Genomic DNA, 20,791 nt, shown 5'->3' with positions numbered 1-20,791 from the left:
GAACGTGGCGTCAGGCCGCGAGTGCGACGGGCACGATCTCGATGCTGCGAGGCCGCTTCAGGCCGGACAGCAGGCGCTGCGCCTCTGCCTTCGCTTCCGTCGCGGCCGCTGACTTCACCGACTCGTAGCCGCGTATGGCTTGGGGCAGCCGCATGAGCTCGGCGACTCCGGCGGCGTTGCGCCCGTCCAGCAGTTCCAGCCCTTGCGCCAACACACTCTCGTACCAGGCAAGCAGGGCACGCTCCTCCCGCCGGGATTGCAGCGCGCCGAACGGATCCAACGCCGTCCCACGAAGGACCTTCAGTGCAGCGAGGACCTTCAGCATGGGGTACATCCATCCGCCGACGCGTACCTTCCCCTTCAGGCCCAGCGTGCGTGCAAGAGGCGGCTGCAGGTTGTATTTCAGGCGGACGGTCCCGGAGAACATGTCGGCCACTCGTTTCTCGAAGCCCGAACTGGTGAGCAGCCGGGCCACCTCGTACTCGTCCTTGTACGCCATCATCTTGTGCAGGCCGTCGGCAACAGCCGCGGTCACCTCATAGGCGTGGCGCTCTCCGCGGGCAGCCGCCTCGGCTTCGACGAAGGACGTCACCCGCTCCAGATAGCGCACCGCATACGCCATGTTCTGGTAGTCCGCCAGGTCCACGGAACGCAGCAGCACACGGTCACGAAGCTGCGTTGGCAGCTTCGCCAATCGCGCCTCGAAGGCGACCAGCTCGCCCAACCGGCCCTCGCTGCGCAGGGCATGCAGGCGCTCCGTGCGGTCCGCGAGCGGTTGCAGCCTGAGCGTGCCCAAGGCCTGGATGCGCTCTGGTGCGTGCACCCACAGCCGGCCTGCCCGGAAGGCCGTGGTGTTCGCGTTCACCTGAGTGCCGTTCAGGGCGATGGCGGCCTCGATCCATTCCGCGCGGATCGGCAACCAGCCCGCCTGGTAGGCAGCACCGATGGCAACCATGTTGGTCATCATGTAGTCGCCGAACAGCGCCTCGGCGATGCGCTGGGCATCCAGCGTCAAGGCGCCGTCTTCCCGAACGGCGGCGGCGACGGTTTCGCACAACTCCTGGGTCGGAAGAGCCTTGCGAGAGTCCCTGATGACCTCTCCGTTCGGGAACACGCCAGCGTTGATGACAGACCGCGTGCGTTCGGCATCGCAGCACTTCAGATTGCTCACGTCCACCGCCGCCAGGAGATCGAGTGCGAGATAGAGATCCGCTTTGCCAATGCCGACCTTGTTCGTGTGCGGCGGCCGGTCCGCGGGAGCGAGGATGAGGCTGGAGAGCACCGCGCCCCACTTCTGGGACGCTCCGGTCTGGTCATAGGTCTTGACCTGCAGGCCTTGCATGGCCGCCGCCTGCGCGAGGATGGCGCTGGCCGTGAGGACACCGGACCCGCCGAGGCCCGGGATGTACACGTGGTACGGCGCCTGCAAGGCTTGCGGCTCGATCTCCGGAATTCCCGCTGCGTCGATGGAGGGCAGAGCCGGCTTGCGGAGCCCCTTGCCCGGCTCCACTTCGACTGTCACGAAAGAAGGGCATTCGCCCTGGATGCAGGCCTGATCCTGGTTGCACGTCGACTGGTGGATCTGCGTCTTGGCACCGAACTCCGTCGGCACCTTCTGCAGCGACATGCAATTCGCCTTGGCGCCGCAGTCGCCGCAGTTCTCGCACACCTCTTCGTTCACAAACGTGAAGACCGAGGGCGCGGGCAGCAGCCCCCGCTTCTGGCGGCGGCGCCGTTCGTTCGCGCAGGCCCCGTCGTAGATCAGGATGGTGACGCCCTGGGTCTCCGAGAGCTCCTTCATGGATTGTTCGAGCTCGTCGGGCGAACGGCGCACCAGACCGGCGGGGAGCTGTACTTTTGCGTACTGGGCAAGCTCCTTCGAGACCAGGACCACGCGGGACGCGCCGTCCTGCAACAGGCGGCCGGCCAGGTCCGCGATCGCGCTTGCGCCCACGGCTTCCTGCCCGCCGGTATTCGCTAGAACACCGTTGATCAGGAGCTTGAACGTCATGTTCGCGCCGGTGGTGATCGCAAAGCGGATGTTCTGATAGCTGGAGTGGAACAAGGCGCCGTCACCGACGTTCTGAACGATGTGAGGGCGGCTCGTGTACGGGGCGAGTCCCAGCCAGGGCACCCCTTCGCCACCCAAGGGCGTCGTGGCTTCGACGCGCTTCTGCGGCTTGTCCATGAGGGCTGCGAACAGGTGACAGCCTGGGGCGCCCCATGCCATCTGGCCAGGCGCGAGCAGCGTGGAAACGTTGTGCGGACAGCCCGAGCAATAGTTCGGTGCACGACCGGGCAGTGCGGGGTTGCGCTGCACCGTCTTCTGCTGCAGGTATCGCACGCGCTCCCGGCCGCGCACTGGCAAGGTGATGCTGCGCGCCAGCACGCGGCCGAGGCGTTCGGCCACCATGTCGCTGGTCATGCCGCCTTCGACAGGGAAGAGGCGGGTTCCGTCCACGTCTTGCTTGCCGAGCAGTGCACGCACGCTGGTTCCGACGATGCCCGCAGCGACCTGCCTTTCGAGAAAGTCGCGTTTCTCTTCGACCACGATGACGCTTTCGAGGCCCTCGGCGAATTCGCGGAAGAACGTGCTGTCGGAGGGGCAAAGCAGGCCGACCTTGGCCAGGCGGATGCCATTCGCCTCGAGCGCGCGCGCGTCGAGTCCAAGATCCTCGAGGGCCTGCATGGTGTCGGCCCAGCTCTTGCCAGCGCTGAGGATTCCGATCCGATCCTCCGGTGACGATCGCACGATCCGGTTGAGCCCGTTCGCCCGCGAGTAAGCCAGGACGGCGGCATGGCGCTCGTCGTAGAGGCGCCGCTCCGTCTCCACGTTGGTAACCGGGAAGAAGCGGTGATTGGCGAGCTTGGCGAAAGGCTTGCCCGCGATCTGCAGGTCCGGGGTTCGGGTCGTGATCCCTGCAGGGTGCAGTTGCACCACCTCACCCCCGTCGCATAGCGTGCCAACGAGCTTCAGGGCCACCCAGCAGCCGGAGTACCGCGACAGCGCCGCAGCATGCAGGCCGTAGTCCAGAAACTCCTGCACGCACGACGGATACAGCACCGGCATGCCGTGGTGCTCGAAGGAGAAATCCTGCTGGTACGGCACCGTGGAGCTCTTTGCCTCATGGTCCTCGCCGCTCAGAATGACGACGGCCCCATGACGGCTCGTGCCCGCAAAGTTCGCATGCTTGAGAACGTCGCCCGAACGGTCCAGGCCGGGTCCCTTCCCATACCAATAGCCCACCACCCCGTCCACTTCCGGGTGCGGGTGCTCGTCGAGCATCTGGGTGCCGCTCAGCATCGAGACCGCAAACTCCTCGTTCTGAGCGGCCCGGTGCGTGATGCCATGCGCATCGAGTGTTCTGCGTGCCTGGCGCAATGCGATGTCGATGCTTCCCAAAGGGGAGCCGGGATAACCCGTGACGAAGGCCTTGGTGCGCAAGCCGGCTGCAGCATCGGAGCGCATCTGCTCCGTCATCATGCGGATGAGCGCGTGATTCCCGTTCAGGAATGCGACCGGCGAATCCGGTTCGAAGCGAGCATCCAGGCTGCCGGTCATCGATTCACCCCGCTGGCGAAGCCCGCATACGAGTCGGCGTTGCCGCCCGGAATCCCCAGGATCTGCATGTGTTGTCTCCGGCTGCCGGGCGGCTGGTGCCCGTGCTGTTGCTGTCAAGGGTCGGGAGGATTGACCAGTAACGAGATTTGGGCAATAAACGCCGGCTTAATTCCAATATTTACGCCGCAAATGTCATCGCGCTTCGACCTCAACCTGCTGCGTGTGCTGGTTGCCCTTCACCGTTGGCGCAGCGTGTCGAAGGCTTCGGCGGACCTGGGGCTCAGCCAACCGGCAACGAGCCTTGCCCTCGGCCGGCTTCGCAAGAGTCTCGGAGACCCTCTGTTCGTGCGATCACCTTCTGGAATGCTGCCCACGCCCAGGTGCACGGAGGTGGTTGAATGCGCAGTCGAGGCGCTTTCCGGCATCGACGAAACGGTTCTCCACCGCAAGACCTTCGATCCAGCCAGTTCCAGGCGCGACTTCGTCGTCACCATGGCGGACGTGGGCGAATTGCACTTTGCGCCGCCGCTGATGGCCTACCTCGAGCGCGAGGCACCTCTTTGCAACCTGAGATGCGAAACGTTCGCGAGGCAAGACATCGAAGCGGCCCTGGAGGAAGGTCGCTGCGATCTCGCTCTCGGCTTTTTCCCGAATCTGCACCGCCCGGCGCTCTATGCGCAAACACTGTTCATGCACACACTCGTCTGCCTGGTGCGCGCCGACCATCCGCAAGTCAAGTCGTCGCGCATCAGCATGAAAAGGTTCCTCCAGCTGTCGCATGCGGTGGTGACGCCGATGGGCCGAAGCGGCGAGTTGTTCGAAACCAGGCTCAAGGAAATGGGACTCCAGCGTCGAGTGCAGCTCGCATCCGTTCACTTCCTCACGGTGCCCGCGATCATTGCGACGACCGACATGATCGTGACGGTCCCTCGCTCGATCGCGGACTACTACACGCGGCTGGAGAACCTCCGCATCATCGATCCACCCATTCACATCAAGCCCTACGCAGTCAAGCAGTTCTGGCATCCCAGGTTCAATGCGGATCCCGCCATCCGTTGGCTGCGTGAGTCTGTCGTTCGTCTTTTCGGACCGTCGGCCGAGGCTGTCCGAACCTAGAAAGGAGCTTCGTGGCTGCCGTGGGCCACTGCCCGCGTCCCCCGCAGCGGGACATACGTCCGGGCAAGTTCAGAAGAACATGGACCTCTCACAGCGAGGTAGAGAGCCATGCAGAGCGTCGTGATACTCGGAGCCGGGCACGCCGGCTTCCAATGCGCAGCCGCCTTGCGACAGCAAGGTTTCACGGGCGACGTGTCCCTTGTCTCCGAGGAGCGCGGATTGCCCTATCAGCGCCCCCCTCTTTCAAAGGCGTACCTGCTCGGCAAGACCTGCGTCGCCGATCTGGCCTTTCGTGCAGAGGCCTTCTTCAGCGAGCACCGGATCACGCTCATCTCTCACGCCGCAGAGCACATCGACCGCGGTGCACAACGGGTCACACTCGGCAATGGTGAGTCGCTGGCCTACGACTACCTGGTCATCGCGACCGGCTCGCGACCTCGGGCGCTGCCGGTCGCGGGTGCAGGACTTGCCGGGGTGCTGCCCCTGCAAACACTGGACGACGCCGATCGGCTCCTCGCGGCACTTGCGGGCTGCACGAGAGTCGCCGTGATCGGCGCGGGCTTCATCGGCCTCGAATTTGCTGCTTCCGCGCGCCTGCTCGGCCACGATGTCACCGTCGTGGACATCGCCGATCGTCCGATGGCGCGCGTGTTGTCTCCGGAATGCGCCGTCGCGTTTACCAACGCGCATCGCGCGCTTGGCACGAAGCTGCTGCTGCAGACCGGCGTGGAACGGCTCGAAGGAGAAGATGGAAAGGTCGCGGCGGTCGTCACCACGCGTGGAGAGCGGATTCCCGCGGACCTCGTCCTTGTCGGGATTGGCGCGATTCCACGGGTCGAGCTCGCAATGGAAGCCGGCCTTGCCGTCGACAACGGAATTGTCGTGGACGCCATGTTGCGCACCGCCGATCCACGAGTCTCGGCCATCGGCGACGTCGCATCGTTTCCGAGGCGCGATGGTGGCCCGCGAGTTCGGCTCGAGTCAGTCCAGAACGCAACCGATCAGGCGCGCGCGGTGGCGGCCCGCATCGCCGGACATGCCGCGCTCCCGTACGAGGCCGTGCCATGGTTCTGGAGCGACCAAGGGAGGCTGAAGCTCCAGATCGCCGGGCTGCGCGGCGACGCCGATGAATGCGTGGTGACCGGCGATGTGACGGCCGGGAATTTTTCCGTCCTGTGTATTTCAGACGGCATGCTGTGCGCCGTGGAATCGGTGAACCGGCCAGCAGACCATATGCTGGCACGCAGGCTTCTCGCCAGGCAAACCCGTGTTTCGCCGGACAACGTGCGCGAGCCCGGATTCACGCTGAAGATGCTTTGATCCGGCTGGTACGCCGCCGCGCATTCACGCCTGCAGATCCCCGCGCTCGAAGAGCAGTTGCCGAATGTCCTTCTTGACGATCTTCCCGTAGCCCGACTTCGGCAGGGCGTCCCAGAAGAACACATGGTGCGGCCACCGATAGCGCGCACAACGGTTTTCCAGATGCGCCAGGAGCGCGTCGACATCGAGCTGCGCGCCTCCACGAGGGACCACGACCGCAACACCGACTTCGCCCCATTTCGGATCCGGCACGCCAAGGACCGCAACCTCCGCCACGGCAGGATGCGTCAGCAACACCTCTTCCACTTCACGCGGATAGACGTTGGAGCCCCCTGAGATGTACATGTCCGACTCGCGGCCGGTGATGTACAGCAGACCACGTTCGTCCAGCCTTCCGAGGTCGCCCGTGTGGAACCAGCCGCCGCGAAGCGCCTTTGCCGTCGCATCGGGGTTGTCGTGATAGCCGGAGAAAACTGCAGGACCGCGCACGCAGATCTCACCCACTTCACGCACGGGCACCGGCTCGAGCTCCGCGTCGAGGATGGCGACTTCCATGCCGGTGCGAGGGCGCCCGCACGAGCCGATGTTCGCGTTCGGGTCGTCGTCATCGGCCGAATGCATGTCGGGCGACAGAACGGTGATATTGCCCGTGACCTCGCCGAGCCCGAAATACTGCACCAGCACCTTGCCCAGCTTCTGCAGCGCGAGCTTCTGGTCGGCGCGATACATGGGCGCTCCCGCGTAGATCATGTATCGCAGACTGGAGTGGTCGTAGCGATCGACGGCGGGATGCTCCACGAGCATCTTGACGATCGTCGGGACCGTGAACAGGTTGGTCACGCGATGCTTCTGGACCGCTTGCCAGAAGATCTCGGCGTCCAGCTTCTCGCCAGGCAGCAGCACGGAAGCTGCCCCTCGAGCCACGTTCAGCAAGGCGTGGATGCCCGCGCCATGCGATAGCGGCGCCACCACGATGGAGCAATCGCGCTCGCTCGTCCCGGGAATGAGGTCGGCGAGGTGATTGGTCACCACGAACGCCATCTGGCCGTGCGTCAGCACACCGGCCTTCGGGCGGCCCGTCGTTCCCGAGGTGTAGAAGAACCAGAGCGGGTCGTCATACGCAACCGTTTCGTGAGCGCCTTGCGCGCCCAGGTGATTGCGAACGAGCGCTTCATAGCTGTGCTCGCCGGGACGCGGTTCGCCGATCGTGATGACGTGCTGCAGCGCAGGCGCTTCGGCACACACCGCGTCGACATGGCCGGCAAACGCGTCCTCCACGATCATTGCGCTTGCGCCGCTGGAGGCGCCCAGGTAGGCGACCTCGGGCGGCGTGAGCCGGAAATTCGTGGGCACCCAGACGCAACCGAGGCGGAACGCCACCCAGCAGCTCTCGAACAGCTGCACGTTGTTGCGCGACTGGACCAGGATGCGATCACCCTTGCGAAGGCCCAGCCCACGCAGAGCATCCGTCATCGCGGCCACGCGCTGCTCGACTTCGGCCCAGGTCCAGGTCTGTTCCCCCCGGATCAATGCGGGACGGCCCGGAAACAAGCGGGCGGTCTGCGTGAGCAGCTGCCCGAGGTTCATGACCTGCGCTGCGTTCACGCCGACTCCAGGAGGCTCAGGTAGCTGGCGACCGCGGAGCCTCCCATGTTGAACACGGCGCCCGCACTGGCATTGGGCACCTGCATGCCCCCAGCCGTGCCCGACAGCTGCATCGCCGCCATCACGTGCTGCGAGACGCCGGTAGCGCCGATGGGATGGCCCTTGGACTTGAGGCCGCCCGACGGGTTGACCGGCAGCCTGCCATCCTTGCGCGTGACGCCATCGAGGATGACACGTGCGCCTTGCCCGTGCGGTGCCAGGCCCATTGCCTCGTACTCCAGCATCTCGGCGATCGTGAAGCAGTCGTGCGTCTCGACGAAAGACAGATCTCCCAGGTCCATTTGCGCAGCGGCGAGTCCCCTTTGCCACGCCAGCGCTGCGCCTTCGAAACGCGTCGGGTCGCGCCGCGACATCGGCAGGAAATCGTTGACGTGCGTGCGCGAACGCCAGCGGACCGGCGCGACCTTTGCGCCACGCAGCGGCTCGGTCGAAAGCACCAGCGCAGCGGCGCCATCGGAAACGAGCGAACAATCCGAGCGCTTGAGAGGGCCCGACACGAACGGGTTCTTCTCCGACGGCGTGCGGCAGAAGTCGAACCCGAAGTCACGCCGCATGTGCGCGTACGGGTTGTGCATCCCGTTGCTGTGGTTCTTGGCCGAGATCGCCGCCAGCGCATCGGACTGGTCGCCGAAGCGCTCGAAATACTTGCTGGCGATGCCGCCGAAGATCCCTGCGAAGCCGGCAGGATCAGTGCCTTCTTCCTTCACGTAGGAGCACTTGATCAACGTGGCCGCCACTTGCGGGGTGGTGAGCTCGTTCATCTTCTCCATGCCGATCACCAGCGTGCGCTTCATGCGCCCGGCCGCCATTGCATCCAGTGCTGCCCAGATCGCGGCGGAGCCGGTGGCGCAGGCGTTCTCGGCGCGCACCGCGGGCGTGTGACGGAACTCGGGGATGGCCACGGCCGGCAGGGAAGCCGTGAAGTCCTGGCCCACGAAGCCGGCGTTGAAGTGGCCCACGAAGATGCCGTCGATGTCCTTGGCCTCGAGTCCTGCGCTGTCGAGCGCGGGCTGCACCGCATCGCGGATCATCTGCTCCAGGTCCAGCTTGTCGAGTTTGCCGAAGGGCGTGTGGCCCCAGCCGACGATGTATGCGTTGCTCATGATGGTCCTTTGTGACGAATGCGGAGAGATCAGGCTGCTTCAAGCAGCTTGCGCTCGATCAGCCAGCCCCGGATCAGGGCGGTGGCGACCTTCAGCAGCTCGGGCTGCCCTGCGTAGTAGTGTGTCGCGCCATTGACGACGCGGAAAGTCTTGTCGGCGGAGGCCGCGGCTTCGAACAGCATCTTGGGATGCGTCTGCGGTACCGCGTCGTCCGCGCTGTTCTCGATCACCAGCAGCGGGGCTCGCATGCGCTTCGCATTCTCCAGTCCGTTGCCGCAGGAGTCGTCGAGCGACCATTGCGAGAGCCAGGAGCGCAAGGTGGTGAATCGCGCCAGCCCCACAGGGCCCGTGTTCACCGTCTCCGGATTGCCCATGTAGCACCAGCGCGGCCTGCGGTCGTTCGGGTCGAGCGAAGGATCGAGAAACCGCGGATCGGCCAACGTGCGATGGACGATGAACGGCCGCTCCATCTCGCCGGTGTTGCGTTCCTTCAGTTCCTGCAGCCTGGCCTTCGCCCACGCCGTGATGCGCCGCATGCGCGCAAGCTGCGCCGCGCGGTAGTGCGCCATGAACGCCTGCGAGTACGGCGGCTGGTTGGGGTTGCGCGGATCATAGATGTCGAGTTCGACGTCGCGATCGTCCGGATTTGCTTCGTCGCGAACGGAAGGATCGATCGCCTCGGCCAGCAGATGCGCGCGCGACAGGTGGGCGGCCTGGTAGATGATGGCGTCCGCCGGGATAAGGCCTGCACCCTTCACAGTGACAGGGTCGCCCGCGGGCGTGTGCGTCAAGCTGGGGTTCTCCGCTTCCGCCTGGTAGCTCACGGCGAGCGCGCCACCGCCGCTCCAGCCAACGAGGACCACGTACTTGTAGCCCCACACCTGCCTGGCATGCCGTATGTAGGCGCCCAGGTCCAGCAGCACCTTTTCCATGATGAGTGCCGCGTCGTTGCGCTGATAGCGGCTGCCCGCACACAGCACGTGCGCACCCGTTGCGGCCATCGCACGAGGGACGGGCAACAACTGCAGCGTGGATGCGGGATGCATGAACACCATGAGCGTGTCCGAGGCGTGTCCCTCGGGACGGAAGCGGATGCCTTCCAGGTTCACCGCTCCCTGGTTGCCGGCGAAACCATAGGTTTCGGTGAAAGTGGAGCGCTCCTCGTACTGGAGGTGCACCCACTCGGTCTGGATGTCGAATGCTTGCGTCATGGGGTCACTCTAGGGGCGAGCCGACCAGCCCGCAGTCCCCCACGAGGGGACAGACACCGCGCCGCCTCCGCCGGACAGTCAGCAATGAACAGCGTGTTAGGCTCGTTTCCTTCGAGGCATGGAAGTACAGGAGCCCAGGGGATGAAAGGCGAGCACGAACCTGTGGCCGACAGCGACGCCGATGTCGAAAGCGGCGGAGTGCAGGCGGTCGATACTGCACTGCGAGTGCTCACCGCCCTGGTGGAAATGGGCCCCCCGCTCATGCTCAAGACGGTGGCGGAGCGCGCCGACATGCCGCCACCGAAGGCACATCGGTATCTGGTGAGTTTCTGCCGTGGCGGCCTGGCGGAGCGCGACCCTGCTTCCGGCGGCTACCGGCTCGGGCCGCTTGCGGTGCGCCTGGGGCTCGCGGCAATCCGACACCTGCATGTGGTGAACGTGGCCGCGCAGGCGCTCGGCGAGTTGCGCGACGAGGTGGGCTACACCGCCGGCCTTGCGATCTGGGGCGCCAGCGGCCCGACCTTCGTCCGCGTCGAGGAGACCAACGACGCCTTGATCGTCAGCGGCCGTCCCGGCTCTGTCATGCCGCTCCTGTCGTCATCGACCGGCCGGGTGTTCGGAGCGTACATGCCGCGCAGCATCACGGAGCCCTTCTTGCGCCGGGAGCTGGCCGGCGAGCGCCATCCGGGCGCCAGCCCTTCCACGATTCCGCGACTCACGAAGCAACAGATGGAAGCTCTCTTCCAGCATGTGCGCGAGCATGGCTTGGCACAGGTGCGCGGAGACCTCAACCCTGGCCTGCACGGCCTGTCCGCGCCTGTGTTCGACCATGCGGGTGGCATTGCCGGGGTGATCACCGTGATGGGGCCGGCCGGGGTCATCGACGTCGAGCTGGAAGGGCCTATCGCACGGGCATTGCGAACGAAGGCACAGCAGGTCTCCAGGCGCATGGGCGCCTCCTGAAAAAACACCTGCAGCTCAGCCACGACGTGACGCGCGTCGGGGCGAATCTCCAAGGCGTGCGCAGACGCAAGTACATGCCCGAGCCTCACCGGCCCGGGTCAAAACAGCCAACGAGTGAGCCCTCCGGTCAAGGGTATTCCCTCATCGCTTCAATTACGTTAAGCGTAATATGATTACTCTGTGGGTAAACGCCAGCGAACTTCGCGGAGCGCTGGCAGCTCATCGGTGGGCCCTTCAGGAGACAAGCGATGACGATCATGACCATTCATCAGGGCATGGCCTCCATGTCCACAAACGACCGCGCCATCGCCACTCTGGTGGACACCATTGGTGAAGACGGATTCGGACCGGCCCTTGCCCGCTTCTTGAACGAACTCTGCGGTGCTGATCACTTCGCCGCATTCCGGCTGCAGCAGGACGAACTGCACGAAGTCGCGGCCTGCTGCGTCGAACCCGCGCGGACGGCGCGGGACCGTGTGGAAACCTATGTCAACCAGGGCTGGTGGAAGCGCGACCCGGCGATGGCTGAAGCGCAGCGCTGCGCGCAGGCAGTTCGCCCCAGCATCATCCACGTGGATTTCAGCGCGGACGGCTATGCCGCGTTGCGACCCAGCGTGTTTCCCACCGTCCGCGACCGCTTGCTGCTTTGTGGCCGCACCACGAACGCCGACTTCGGCCTGAGCATCGTGCGCGCGGACCCCAATGCCCCGTTTGCCGACGAGGCGATCGAGCAGGTTGCCCACTCTGCCCAGCTCCTCATGGCCCTGCTGGCCAAGCATGCAGACATCCGGCGCACGCGGCCCAACGTGGCACAGGCTCTCACGGCGCTCGATGAAATCGAGCACTGCATCGACGCGATGAAAGCGCTGCCCAGGCGAGAGGCCGAGGTGGCCGCGCGCATCCTGTATGGCATGTCCTCTGTGGGCATCGCGCTCGACCTGTCGGTCAGTGAAGAGACGGTGAAGACCTATCGCAAGCGCGCCTATCACCGACTTGCGATCGGCAGCGAACGCGAACTGCTCACGTGGTACCTGGCGCACTGGAGCGAGTGGCGCGGGCACCATTTCGAGCTCGCCCCTGCCGGCGCATTGCACTGACCTGACCCCTCGCCGGGGACTGGCCGTTGGCAAGGCCAACCATGCAGTTGCCCCGCTCTCGAGCGCCTCCTGGAAGACCACGAGGCGCTGGCCTCGTTGCTCATGTGAGCTCACCGTCGTGACCACCGTCCCGTTCGAGGGGGACTGACCGCAACGCCGCCCGGCACTAGGCTTCACCCATACCGGCATGAAGCCGGCCCAAGGAGATTCCATGCGGCTTCTATCCACCGACGCGTCCTCGCAAGCGCAAGGTCCGATCACACCGGCGAGCGAACGCTTCAACCCGTTCGACCCCGACTACGTCCGCGATCCCTACCCGACTCTGAAGGAACTGCGGGAGAGCGAGCCCGTGTTCTTCTCGCCCGAGATCGGTTCCTGGGTGGTCACGCGCTTCGAGACCGTGAAGGCCATCCTGCGCGACACGCAACGGTTCTCCGCCTTGATCGCATCCGATCCGCTGACGCCGCTGTGTCCGCATGCACGCAGCATCATCACCGAGTCAGGGTTCGACGTGCCACCGATGCTGGTCAACAACGATCCGCCATCGCACACGAAGTATCGAGCGTTCTTTGGGGCGCCGCTCACGCGCGAGCGCTTGCAGTCGCTCAAGCCGTTCACGGAGAACACCGTCGACACCTACATCGACCGCATGCTGGCCGGCTCACAGCCCGCCGACCTCGTGGCCGGCCTCACGTGGGACGTGCCCGCGCTGGTCCTGTTCCAGTTGCTGGGGGTGCCGGCCGAGGATGTGGCACGCGTCAAGGAATGGGCTTCCAGCCGCGTGGTGATGACGTGGGGGCGGCCCACGGAAGCCGAACAGGTAGAGCTTTCGACCGGCACTGTCTCCTACTATCGATACGCCCTCGACCTCGTGCGCAAGAAGGCCGAGGCACCTCAAGACGACTACATCAGCGACCTGCTGCGTGCCCACAAGGACGGCAGTGAGGTGACGATGCACGAGATCGGCGCCACTGCCTTCAACCTGCTGTTCGCAGGCCACGAGACGACTTCCAGCGCCACAGCCAACATGTTCAAGGCCGTGCTGGCCGACCGCAAGCTCTGGAAGGCAATCTGCGCGGGTGAGCAGCCGATCGCGCCGGTCCTGGAGGAATCACTGCGGATCGATCCGCCCGTGCAGGCCTGGCGCCGGCAGGCCAAGGAAGATGTCGTGCTCGATGGCGTCGCGATCCCTGCCGGAAGCCGCATCCTGATGGAATTTGCAGCGGCCAATCACGATCCCCAGCAATTCCCGGAACCCGATGCTTTCACGCCGGGCCGTCGCAATGTGCTGCAGCAAGTGGCATTCGGCGCCGGTACCCACTTCTGCCTCGGCGCGCCACTCGCACGCTTGGAGATGGAGGTGATGCTGAGACGTGTCGCTGCGCGCATGCCGGATCTGGCGCTGGTGCCGGATCAGTCGTTTCCGTACACCCCCAATACCTCATTTCGCGCGCTGCGGCGCCTCCTGGTGACTTGGTAGCACCTGCGGGCACAGGGCCCATGCATCCGGGGCGGTGTCGCGAGGACAACACTGCTCGCGAGGCTCGGCACCGAGACACCTTCCATTCACTCCGAAACAGATCATGCATATCACCCGACGTCATTTCGCTATCAGCACCGCGGCATCCGTCATCGCGCCGGCCTGGGCATCGGCTACGGCGCTGGCGGTGGTGTCGATGTGGTCATGCGAAATCTGGCGCCGGGCCTGGGACAGCGGCTGGGCCAGTCGGTGATCGTTGAAAACCGGCCCGGTGCAAGCGGCATCCTTGCCGCAAGCTACGTCGCCAAGTCGGCTGCCGAAGGCCACACCTTGTTCGGCACCGACGGGGGCGCCCTCGCCCTCAACGGTGCGCTGTTCTCCAAGCTGCCGTATGACCCTGCGGATTTCGCGCTCGTCTCGATGGTCATCCGTGCGCCGATCCTCATCGTCGCGCATCCAGAGGCTCCGTTCTCCGACTTGCGCGGACTGATCAGCCATGCCAAGCGCGAGCAAGGCGGTATCGCATACGCCTCACCAGGCAGCGGCACCTACCACCAGCTCTCGATGGAGTTGCTCAGGCGGCGCGCCGGGTTCGAAGCCAGGGCGGTCCAATACAAGGGAGCCGGACCTGCCGTGCAGGACGTGGTCAGCGGCCAGGTGTCGATCGGGGCCATCGATTCGATCGTCGCGATGCAGCAGGTTCTCGGCGGAAAGCTGAAAGCGCTCGTGGTGCTGGCTCCCAAGAGGATCGCGCAACTGCCGAACGTCCCCACGGCCGCAGAAGCCGGTGTCGAAGGCGTGGAGGCCTCCCCTTGGGTCGGCGTTGCCGCTCCACGCGGAACGCCGGCGAACATCGTTTCGCGCCTCAGCTCCGACATTCGCGAAGTCGTCACCAGCCCGGAGATTTCCAAGCGATTCACCAGCCTGGGCATGGAGCCATTCGCAACGACACCGGAGCAGTTCGGCGCGTTCGTGAAGCAGGAGATCGCCCGTTGGCATCCCCTCATCAAGGAATTGAACATCCGGCTCGATTGAGCCTGGTCGTCGCGAGACCGCTGCGCTGGTCGACATCCGTTCACACAAAGGAGACAACATGCAAATCACTCGGCGGCAGTTCACCATCGGGGCCGCGGCAGCGGCCATTCAGCCCGCCTGGGCCCAGACCTATCCCACCAAGCCCATCACGGTCGTCGTGGGCTTTGCGGCTGGCGGGGGCGTCGACGTGGTCATGCGAAACATCGCGCCTGGCCTGTCGCAGCGCCTCGGCCAGACCGTCATCATCGACAACAAGCCCGGCGCCAGCGGCATCCTTGCCGCGAGCCAGGTCGCCAAGGCCGCCGCGGACGGTCACACATTGCTGGGGGGCGAGGGAGGCTCGCTCGTCCTCAACGGCGCCTTGTTCTCGAAGCTGCCCTACGACCCTGTCGCCGATTTCGCGCCGGTCTCGCTGGTGATCCGGGCGCCGATGCTGATCGTGGCTCACCCACAGGCTCCGTTCAACGATTTGCGCGGCCTGATCGAGCATGCCAAGCGCGAGCCGGGCGGAATCCCCTACGCCTCGCCTGGCAACGGCACATACCACCAGCTGTCGATGGAACTGCTCAGACGCAAGGCCGGGTTTCCGGCGCAGGTCATCCAGTACAAGGGCGCAGGCGCCGCCATCCAGGATGTCATCAGCGGTCAGGTGCCGATCGGGCCTATCGATTCGATCGTCGCACTCCAGCAGATCCTCGGGGGCAAGCTGAAGGCACTGGCCGTGCTGGCGCCGAAGCGCATTCCGCAACTTCCCAACGTCCCGACCGCGGCCGAATCGGGTATCGAAGGGGTGGAGGTCTACCCTTGGGTGGGCGTGGCCGCTCCACGATCCACTCCCACCGGCATCGTCTCGCGCCTGAGTTCCGACATCCGCGAAGTGGTCATGAGCCCCGAAATCTCGAAGCGATTCACCGACCTCGGGATGGAGCCGTTTGCGACCACCCCGGAGCAATTCAGCACCTTCATCAAGCAGGAAGTCGCACGCTGGCATCCGTTGATCAAGGAACTGAATATCCGCCTCGATTGAAACCCGACAACCAGGACGCTCATGAAAGCTTTCATCGCCACCGCCAACGGCCTTCGGCTCGTGGACACACCCCGGCCCACCCCGAAAGCCAACGAAATCCTCGTGCGCACGCGTGCGGTCGGCGTCAACCGCATCGACCTTCACTCGCTCGCGAACCCCGCCGACCAGACCATCGGCATGGAATGGTCCGGCGAGGTGGTCGAGGTCGGCGCCGAGTGCCAGTCATTCAGCGTCGGCGATCGTGTGATGGGCACCGGGTCCGCCGCCTACGCGGAATACGTGGTGACGGACCATGGCCGCGCGGCGCCCATCCCCAAGCCGGAGGTCGACTGGGCGGCAGCGGCCTCGGCCATGCTCGGGCTGCAGACGATGCACGATGCCCTCGTGACGCGCGGAAGGCTCCGGCCCGGCCACGCTGTCCTCATGCAGGGCGCCGCTTCCGTGATGGGACTGATCGGCATGCAGATCGCCAAGGCGCTTGGCGCTGGCCTCGTCCTGGGAACTTCCGGAAACGCGGAACGACGCGGAAAACTCGAGGCGTTCGGCTGCGATGCAGCGATCGACAGCAGCGAGGAAGGATGGTCGCGCAAGGTGCTGGATGCCACCGACGGCAAGGGAGCGGACATCGTCGTGGACAACGTCTCCGGAACCGCGTTCAACCAGTGCATGGCGGCGGCCGCGCTCGAAGGCCGTCTGGTCAACGTGGGCCGACTCGGTGGTGCCACGGCAGCATTCGACTTCAACCTGCACGCACTTCGCCGGCTCGAGTACATCGGCGTGACCTTTCGCACCCGCACCGTCGAACAGGTGCGGAGCCTCAATTCGCGCATGCTCGCCGACCTTGGTCAGATGCTGGTGGATGGCGGGCCTCGCATCCCCATCGCGGGTCGGTTTGCGTTCGACCGGGCTGCGGAGGCTCTGGAGGCGATGCGACGCAGTGAGCACTTCGGCAAGCTGGTGCTGGAGTTCTGATGGATCGAGGGAACGCGCTTCTGCAAGCGAGTGAGATTCTCTGGAATGAATGGCAGCACGGAACGGTGATCCCTTCACTGTCTGGTGATTGCCGCCCAAGCACGCGTGCCGAGGGGTACCAGGTGCAGGCGGCGATCGAGGCGCGCTCGGCGGGCCCGCTCTTTGGGTGGAAGATCGCGGCGACAAGTCCGGCAGGTCAACGCCACATCAACGTGAAGGGTCCGATCGCAGGCCGCCTGCTGCGCGAGCGTGTGCATGCCTCGGGGTCACGGCTGTCGCTCGCACGAAACCGCATGGCGGTCGCCGAGCCCGAGTTCGCGTTCCGGATGCGTTGCGACCTCCCGCCCAAGGGGCTGCCCTACTCCAAGGAGGAGGTGCTGGCGGCAACCGCCAGCTTGCATCCTGCCATCGAGGTCCCGGACTCGCGCTTCGTCGACTTCACCATCGTGGGTGAGGCACAGCTCATTGCGGACAACGCATGCGCGCATGACTTCATCCTGGGCGACCCGGCGCCGAACGACTGGCGCACCATGGATCTTTCGCAACACCAAGTGCGGGGACAAGTCTCTGGCGCGGCACGCAGCTATTTGCGTGAAGGCAGCGGGGCGGCCGTGCTCGGCAATCCCCTCGACGCGCTCGTCTGGCTCGTCAACGAGTTGTCCTCGCTGGGCATCACATTGCATTCGGGCCAGGTGGTGACCACGGGGGCATGCACCGTGCCCCTCGAAGTTCTGCCAGGGGACACGGTGGTCGCCGGTTTCGGGCCATGCGGGACAGTCTTCGCGAGCTTCAGCGACTGAACCTTCCAAGACACGAGGAGAGATTCGATGACGGCAGGCAAAGGCTACCTGTTTGCGGAGCTGGACGTGGTCGACGCGGCGCATTTCTACAACGAGTACATGCCACGCGTGCGCCCGGTCCTCGAGAAATATGGTGCCGCTTTCCTGGCGGCGAGCGACGCACCCGTCGTCAAGGAGGGGGACAGGAACGTCAAGCGCATCGTGCTGCTGGAATTCGAGTCCTTGCAGCGGGCGGAAGCTTTCTATCACTCCGACGACTACCAAGCCGTCATCGGCTACCGCCTCGACTCGGCGCGCTCGCACCTGTACATCTTCGAAGGACTGGGGCCGCGGCAGCCTGGCTAGTGCTGTGCTCCTGGCCTCACGCCGACTCGCGCGGCGGGCACGAGCCGTAACGTCCCCGCAGAGGGGACTGACACCACTGCACACGTGGAAGACATTGGAGCCATGCCCCACGTCATTTACACCCATCCCACCGGCGAGCGCAGAGAGGTTGAAGTGCCTGTTGGCCAGAACCTCATGCTGGGCGCCGCCGCCCACGGCATCGACGGCATCGTCGGCGACTGCGGCGGCGCCATGAGCTGCGCCACCTGTCATGTCATCGTGGACGAGGCGTTCGCCGCGTTGCTGCCTGCGCCCGACGACACCGAGAGCCAGATGCTGGACTTCACGGCAGCGCCGCGTGAAGCGAACAGCCGCCTGTCTTGTCAGATCATGATGAGCGACAGCCTTGACGGGATCGCCATCCGCATCGCCCACACTCAAGTCTGAACCGCAATCAACCGGAGAATCCATCATGCAAACTGCAGCGCCCGAAGTGACCAATGTCAGGCCCGCGGCCCTGACGCCCAATCCTGGCCTGACGCCGATGATGCTGAATCATGCCGCCTGGGTGACGCCCGATGCCGCCGCGACGACCGACTTCTACACCCGCATCATGGGAATGGAGCTGGCGAGCACGGTCCTGGACGACAGCATCCCCTCCACCGGTGACGACATCCCCTACTTCCACATCTTCTTCCGCATGCAGGACGGCTCGACGCTGGCCTTCTTCGAAGCGCCCGGCGTGCCGCCGCCGGCGAAGGCCAGCCATCCTGCGTATGACCTCTTCAACCACATCGCCCTGCAAGCGAAGGACCGTGCCGAGGTACTGCGCTGGTATGAGTGGCTGACATCGCAAGGCGTAAAGGTCATCGGCCCGACGGACCACAAGGGGCTGATCCTGTCGATCTACTTCCACGACCCTGCGGGCGTCCGCATGGAAATCACGACACCACTCGATGTGGAGTGGAACCGCCACACCGAGAAGGGCTACGCCGACCTGAAGCTATGGGAAGACTGCAAGGCCAGGGCCAAGGCGGAGGGCAAAGATGTGCCCCAGGCCCTCGTCGAGATGATCAAGGACGTGCGCAAGCGCTACGAGGCGAAGGCCTGACTCCTGACCTGACATGACCGACACGATCGACGCTCTCCCGAAGCGACCCGACCTCTCGCTGAGTGTGTCCGGGCCGCCCAATCCCGGCCTGACACCGATGATGCTCAATCATGCGGCGTGGGTGACCCCGGACGCCGCGGCAACGGCCGAGTTCTACACCCGGATCATGGGGATGGACCTGGTCAGCACGGTGATCGAAGACACCAGTCCGTCTACCGGCCTGAAGATCCCCTACTTTCACCTTTTCTTCCGGATGGGCGACGGATCGACCCTCGCGTTCTTCGAAGCGCCTGGCGTGCCGCCTCCGGCGAAGTCCTCGCACATCGCCTACGACGTGTTCACGCACGTGGCGCTGCAGGCTGCCGATCGAGACGAGGTGATGCGGTGGCATGAGTGGCTGACGTCCAACGGCGTGGACGTCCAGGGCCCCACCGACCACAAGGGCTTGATCCTCAGCATCTACTTCACCGACCCGGCCGGCCTTCGCATGGAGATCACGACACCGCTGGACAAGAACTGGAACCGCCACGATGCAAAGGCAAAAGCAGATCTTGACCTGTGGGTGCAGACCAGGAAGAAGGCGATGCAGGAGGGGCGCGACGTCGTTGAAGCACTGACCGATCTTTGCGTGCAAGTGCGAAAGCGGCATGAACGCGACACGCAGGCCGCTGGTCACGGGTTGCCGGGGTAGGCTCTCGCTTCCATGCAAGCTGATCGGCTTGCCCGCCGAACAGTCCGGACTATCTTGTTGGCCGCGACCTGCGCGATGACGTCGAGCTGCCCACCACCGGTTTTGGATTCAGCGGTAGAAGGCGGGCACTCCGACTCAACCCGGTCCTACACCAGGACCTGCTTGGTTCGGGCCAATGTCGCGCAAAGGAGATTCAGCATGAAAATCATTCTTTGGATCATCGGAATTATTTTCCTCATCGGCCTGCTCACTGTGCTTGGTGTTGGCAAATTGATCTTCTAACCCTCGATACCTTGCGTGTGCGAAAGGGCGCGACCTCCGCTCCGGCTCCCGCGCCCATAGCGCACGACGCAGCCCGCGCAAAGGCCGGAGTTCGATTTCAGCACGAGATAGAGAGAGAAGCACATGAAAAGTCTGGTTTCCCTTCTGGTGGCTACTGCGTTCGCAGCTGGCCTCGCCGGATGCGCCGGCATCGCCACGCAGGCGCCGCCGGCGCTGCAGCCGACCCCACCGGGGGCCATTGCGAAGGGCAAGGCGGAAGTGCTCTGGCTCGGTCAGTCTGCCATGCGCATCACCACGCCCGGCGGCAAGGTCATCGTGATCGACCCCTGGCTTATCACCAACCCGAAGACGCCCGCCGGCTTCAAGCAGCTGAACGCGCTCGGCAAGGTCGACCGGATCCTCGTGACGCATGCCCATTCAGACCATTTCGCCGATGCCCCCGCGCTGGCCAAAATGCACAACGCGCCCATCTACAGCGCGGGCGGGCTGGGCCAGAGCATCGTCACCCTGGGCATCGTGCCAGCGGCGCTCTCGCAGCGCTTCGGCAAGGGCGGCACGGTCGCGCCCTTCGGCCCGACAGGCCCGAAGATCACCGCGGTGCATGCCGAGCATGCCTCCGAGCTGGTATGGAAGAACCCGGCCAACGACAAGGACGAGACGCACTACGGCGGCGAGCCCGTGGGCTACATCATCGAACTGGAGAACGGCTTCAAGATCTGGCACATGGGCGATACCGCCCTGTTCGGCGACATGCGGCTGATCGGCGAGACCTACAAGCCCGACCTGGTGCTGATCCCGATCGGCGGGCACTTCACCATGGGCCCGCAGGACGCCGCCACGGCGGTGCGCGACATGATCAAGCCGAAGTACGCGATCCCCATGCACTACGGCACCTTCCCCCTGCTGCGCGGCACGCCCACGGAGTTTGCTTCCGCGCTCGGCACCGCTTCCGCCACCCGCGTGGTGGTGCCGGAGCCGGGCCAGAAGGTGGACTTCTGAGGACCGCCACGCGCCGGGACAGACCGCCGCCCA

The 20,791-nt window shown here is 65.0% G+C and carries 19 protein-coding genes; 15 read left to right on the top strand and 4 right to left on the bottom strand.

Annotation, left to right across the window (positions count from 1 at the left end):
• Positions 1-10 precede the first annotated feature (10 nt).
• A complete protein-coding gene (locus G3W89_RS05475; RefSeq protein ID WP_162573137.1) occupies positions 11-3,562 on the bottom strand; it encodes an indolepyruvate ferredoxin oxidoreductase family protein in 3,552 nt (1,183 codons plus the stop codon).
• Between G3W89_RS05475 and G3W89_RS05470 the strand changes: the two genes are divergently transcribed.
• Positions 3,497-4,678 carry a LysR family transcriptional regulator gene (locus G3W89_RS05470; protein WP_162573136.1) on the top strand — a complete coding sequence of 394 codons (1,182 nt, stop codon included), beginning with the start codon at positions 3,497-3,499 and terminating at the stop codon, positions 4,676-4,678. The genes G3W89_RS05475 and G3W89_RS05470 overlap by 66 nt on opposite strands.
• Before the next feature lie 108 nt (positions 4,679-4,786).
• A complete protein-coding gene (locus G3W89_RS05465; RefSeq protein WP_162573135.1) occupies positions 4,787-5,998 on the top strand; it encodes an NAD(P)/FAD-dependent oxidoreductase in 1,212 nt (403 codons plus the stop codon).
• Positions 5,999-6,022: 24 nt separating this feature from the next.
• Here the strand turns inward: G3W89_RS05465 and G3W89_RS05460 are convergent, their stop codons facing one another.
• The 3 genes from G3W89_RS05460 to G3W89_RS05450 are packed head-to-tail and all read right to left on the bottom strand — an operon-like array spanning position 6,023 to position 9,977.
• Positions 6,023-7,585 carry an acyl-CoA synthetase gene (locus G3W89_RS05460; RefSeq protein WP_232076789.1) on the bottom strand — a complete coding sequence of 521 codons (1,563 nt, stop codon included), beginning with the start codon at positions 7,583-7,585 and terminating at the stop codon, positions 6,023-6,025.
• 14 nt (positions 7,586-7,599) lie between these two features.
• Positions 7,600-8,766, bottom strand: a complete 1,167-nt coding sequence (locus G3W89_RS05455) for an acetyl-CoA acetyltransferase (RefSeq protein ID WP_162573133.1) — start codon at positions 8,764-8,766, stop codon at positions 7,600-7,602.
• A gap of 29 nt (positions 8,767-8,795) precedes the next feature.
• Positions 8,796-9,977 (bottom strand): alpha/beta hydrolase family protein, encoded by a 1,182-nt coding sequence (locus tag G3W89_RS05450; RefSeq protein ID WP_162573132.1) that lies wholly within the window; start codon positions 9,975-9,977, stop codon positions 8,796-8,798.
• A 141-nt stretch (positions 9,978-10,118) separates the two neighbouring features.
• Between G3W89_RS05450 and G3W89_RS05445 the strand changes: the two genes are divergently transcribed.
• From G3W89_RS05445 to G3W89_RS05390, 13 genes are all read left to right on the top strand, one after another.
• Positions 10,119-10,940 carry an IclR family transcriptional regulator gene (locus tag G3W89_RS05445; protein ID WP_162573131.1) on the top strand — a complete coding sequence of 274 codons (822 nt, stop codon included), beginning with the start codon at positions 10,119-10,121 and terminating at the stop codon, positions 10,938-10,940.
• Positions 10,941-11,188: 248 nt separating this feature from the next.
• Positions 11,189-12,037: a LuxR family transcriptional regulator gene (locus G3W89_RS05440; protein WP_162573130.1), complete on the top strand. Its 849-nt coding sequence runs from the start codon at positions 11,189-11,191 to the stop codon at positions 12,035-12,037.
• A 211-nt stretch (positions 12,038-12,248) separates the two neighbouring features.
• Positions 12,249-13,517, top strand: coding sequence for a cytochrome P450 (locus G3W89_RS05435; protein WP_162573129.1), 1,269 nt, complete (start codon positions 12,249-12,251; stop codon positions 13,515-13,517).
• 204 nt (positions 13,518-13,721) lie between these two features.
• Complete coding sequence (locus G3W89_RS05430) at positions 13,722-14,552, top strand: Bug family tripartite tricarboxylate transporter substrate binding protein (protein WP_162573128.1); 831 nt, start codon at positions 13,722-13,724, stop codon at positions 14,550-14,552.
• 58 nt (positions 14,553-14,610) lie between these two features.
• The gene (locus tag G3W89_RS05425; protein WP_162573127.1) at positions 14,611-15,579 is read left to right on the top strand and encodes a Bug family tripartite tricarboxylate transporter substrate binding protein; all 969 of its coding nucleotides are present in this window, start codon (positions 14,611-14,613) and stop codon (positions 15,577-15,579) included.
• 21 nt (positions 15,580-15,600) lie between these two features.
• Positions 15,601-16,551, top strand: coding sequence for a quinone oxidoreductase family protein (locus tag G3W89_RS05420; RefSeq protein ID WP_162573126.1), 951 nt, complete (start codon positions 15,601-15,603; stop codon positions 16,549-16,551).
• Complete coding sequence (locus G3W89_RS05415) at positions 16,551-17,351, top strand: 2-keto-4-pentenoate hydratase (RefSeq protein WP_162573125.1); 801 nt, start codon at positions 16,551-16,553, stop codon at positions 17,349-17,351. The genes G3W89_RS05420 and G3W89_RS05415 overlap by 1 nt, the downstream gene beginning before the upstream one ends.
• A gap of 27 nt (positions 17,352-17,378) precedes the next feature.
• Positions 17,379-17,696 (top strand): DUF1330 domain-containing protein, encoded by a 318-nt coding sequence (locus G3W89_RS05410; protein ID WP_162573124.1) that lies wholly within the window; start codon positions 17,379-17,381, stop codon positions 17,694-17,696.
• Positions 17,697-17,798: 102 nt separating this feature from the next.
• A complete protein-coding gene (locus G3W89_RS05405) occupies positions 17,799-18,122 on the top strand; it encodes a 2Fe-2S iron-sulfur cluster-binding protein (protein ID WP_162573123.1) in 324 nt (107 codons plus the stop codon).
• A gap of 25 nt (positions 18,123-18,147) precedes the next feature.
• Positions 18,148-18,786, top strand: a complete 639-nt coding sequence (locus G3W89_RS05400; protein WP_232076355.1) for a VOC family protein — start codon at positions 18,148-18,150, stop codon at positions 18,784-18,786.
• Between the two features lie 13 nt (positions 18,787-18,799).
• Entirely contained in the window at positions 18,800-19,477 is a 678-nt protein-coding gene (locus G3W89_RS05395; protein WP_232076354.1) for a VOC family protein, read from the top strand.
• A 12-nt stretch (positions 19,478-19,489) separates the two neighbouring features.
• The gene (locus tag G3W89_RS33615; protein ID WP_443083149.1) at positions 19,490-19,759 is read left to right on the top strand and encodes a hypothetical protein; all 270 of its coding nucleotides are present in this window, start codon (positions 19,490-19,492) and stop codon (positions 19,757-19,759) included.
• Positions 19,760-19,882: 123 nt separating this feature from the next.
• Positions 19,883-20,758 (top strand): metal-dependent hydrolase, encoded by an 876-nt coding sequence (locus G3W89_RS05390; protein ID WP_162573122.1) that lies wholly within the window; start codon positions 19,883-19,885, stop codon positions 20,756-20,758.
• Positions 20,759-20,791 lie beyond the last annotated feature (33 nt).

Source organism: Variovorax sp. PBL-H6, from assembly GCF_901827155.1.
GTDB lineage: Bacteria > Pseudomonadota > Gammaproteobacteria > Burkholderiales > Burkholderiaceae_C > Variovorax.
This window is presented reverse-complemented; position numbering and strand designations above follow the sequence as displayed.

Coding starts and splice junctions, on each gene's coding strand:
- G3W89_RS05420 (WP_162573126.1), top strand. CDS start 15,601: ATGAAAGCTTTCATCGCCACCGCCAACGGCCTTCGGCTCGTGGACACA.
- G3W89_RS33615 (WP_443083149.1), top strand. CDS start 19,490: ATGCAAGCTGATCGGCTTGCCCGCCGAACAGTCCGGACTATCTTGTTG.
- G3W89_RS05465 (WP_162573135.1), top strand. CDS start 4,787: ATGCAGAGCGTCGTGATACTCGGAGCCGGGCACGCCGGCTTCCAATGC.
- G3W89_RS05415 (WP_162573125.1), top strand. CDS start 16,551: ATGGATCGAGGGAACGCGCTTCTGCAAGCGAGTGAGATTCTCTGGAAT.
- G3W89_RS05390 (WP_162573122.1), top strand. CDS start 19,883: ATGAAAAGTCTGGTTTCCCTTCTGGTGGCTACTGCGTTCGCAGCTGGC.
- G3W89_RS05410 (WP_162573124.1), top strand. CDS start 17,379: ATGACGGCAGGCAAAGGCTACCTGTTTGCGGAGCTGGACGTGGTCGAC.
- G3W89_RS05395 (WP_232076354.1), top strand. CDS start 18,800: ATGACCGACACGATCGACGCTCTCCCGAAGCGACCCGACCTCTCGCTG.
- G3W89_RS05475 (WP_162573137.1), bottom strand. CDS start 3,562: ATGACCGGCAGCCTGGATGCTCGCTTCGAACCGGATTCGCCGGTCGCA.
- G3W89_RS05405 (WP_162573123.1), top strand. CDS start 17,799: ATGCCCCACGTCATTTACACCCATCCCACCGGCGAGCGCAGAGAGGTT.
- G3W89_RS05400 (WP_232076355.1), top strand. CDS start 18,148: ATGCAAACTGCAGCGCCCGAAGTGACCAATGTCAGGCCCGCGGCCCTG.
- G3W89_RS05425 (WP_162573127.1), top strand. CDS start 14,611: ATGCAAATCACTCGGCGGCAGTTCACCATCGGGGCCGCGGCAGCGGCC.
- G3W89_RS05445 (WP_162573131.1), top strand. CDS start 10,119: ATGAAAGGCGAGCACGAACCTGTGGCCGACAGCGACGCCGATGTCGAA.
- G3W89_RS05430 (WP_162573128.1), top strand. CDS start 13,722: ATGCGAAATCTGGCGCCGGGCCTGGGACAGCGGCTGGGCCAGTCGGTG.
- G3W89_RS05440 (WP_162573130.1), top strand. CDS start 11,189: ATGACGATCATGACCATTCATCAGGGCATGGCCTCCATGTCCACAAAC.
- G3W89_RS05460 (WP_232076789.1), bottom strand. CDS start 7,585: ATGAACCTCGGGCAGCTGCTCACGCAGACCGCCCGCTTGTTTCCGGGC.
- G3W89_RS05450 (WP_162573132.1), bottom strand. CDS start 9,977: ATGACGCAAGCATTCGACATCCAGACCGAGTGGGTGCACCTCCAGTAC.
- G3W89_RS05455 (WP_162573133.1), bottom strand. CDS start 8,766: ATGAGCAACGCATACATCGTCGGCTGGGGCCACACGCCCTTCGGCAAA.
- G3W89_RS05435 (WP_162573129.1), top strand. CDS start 12,249: ATGCGGCTTCTATCCACCGACGCGTCCTCGCAAGCGCAAGGTCCGATC.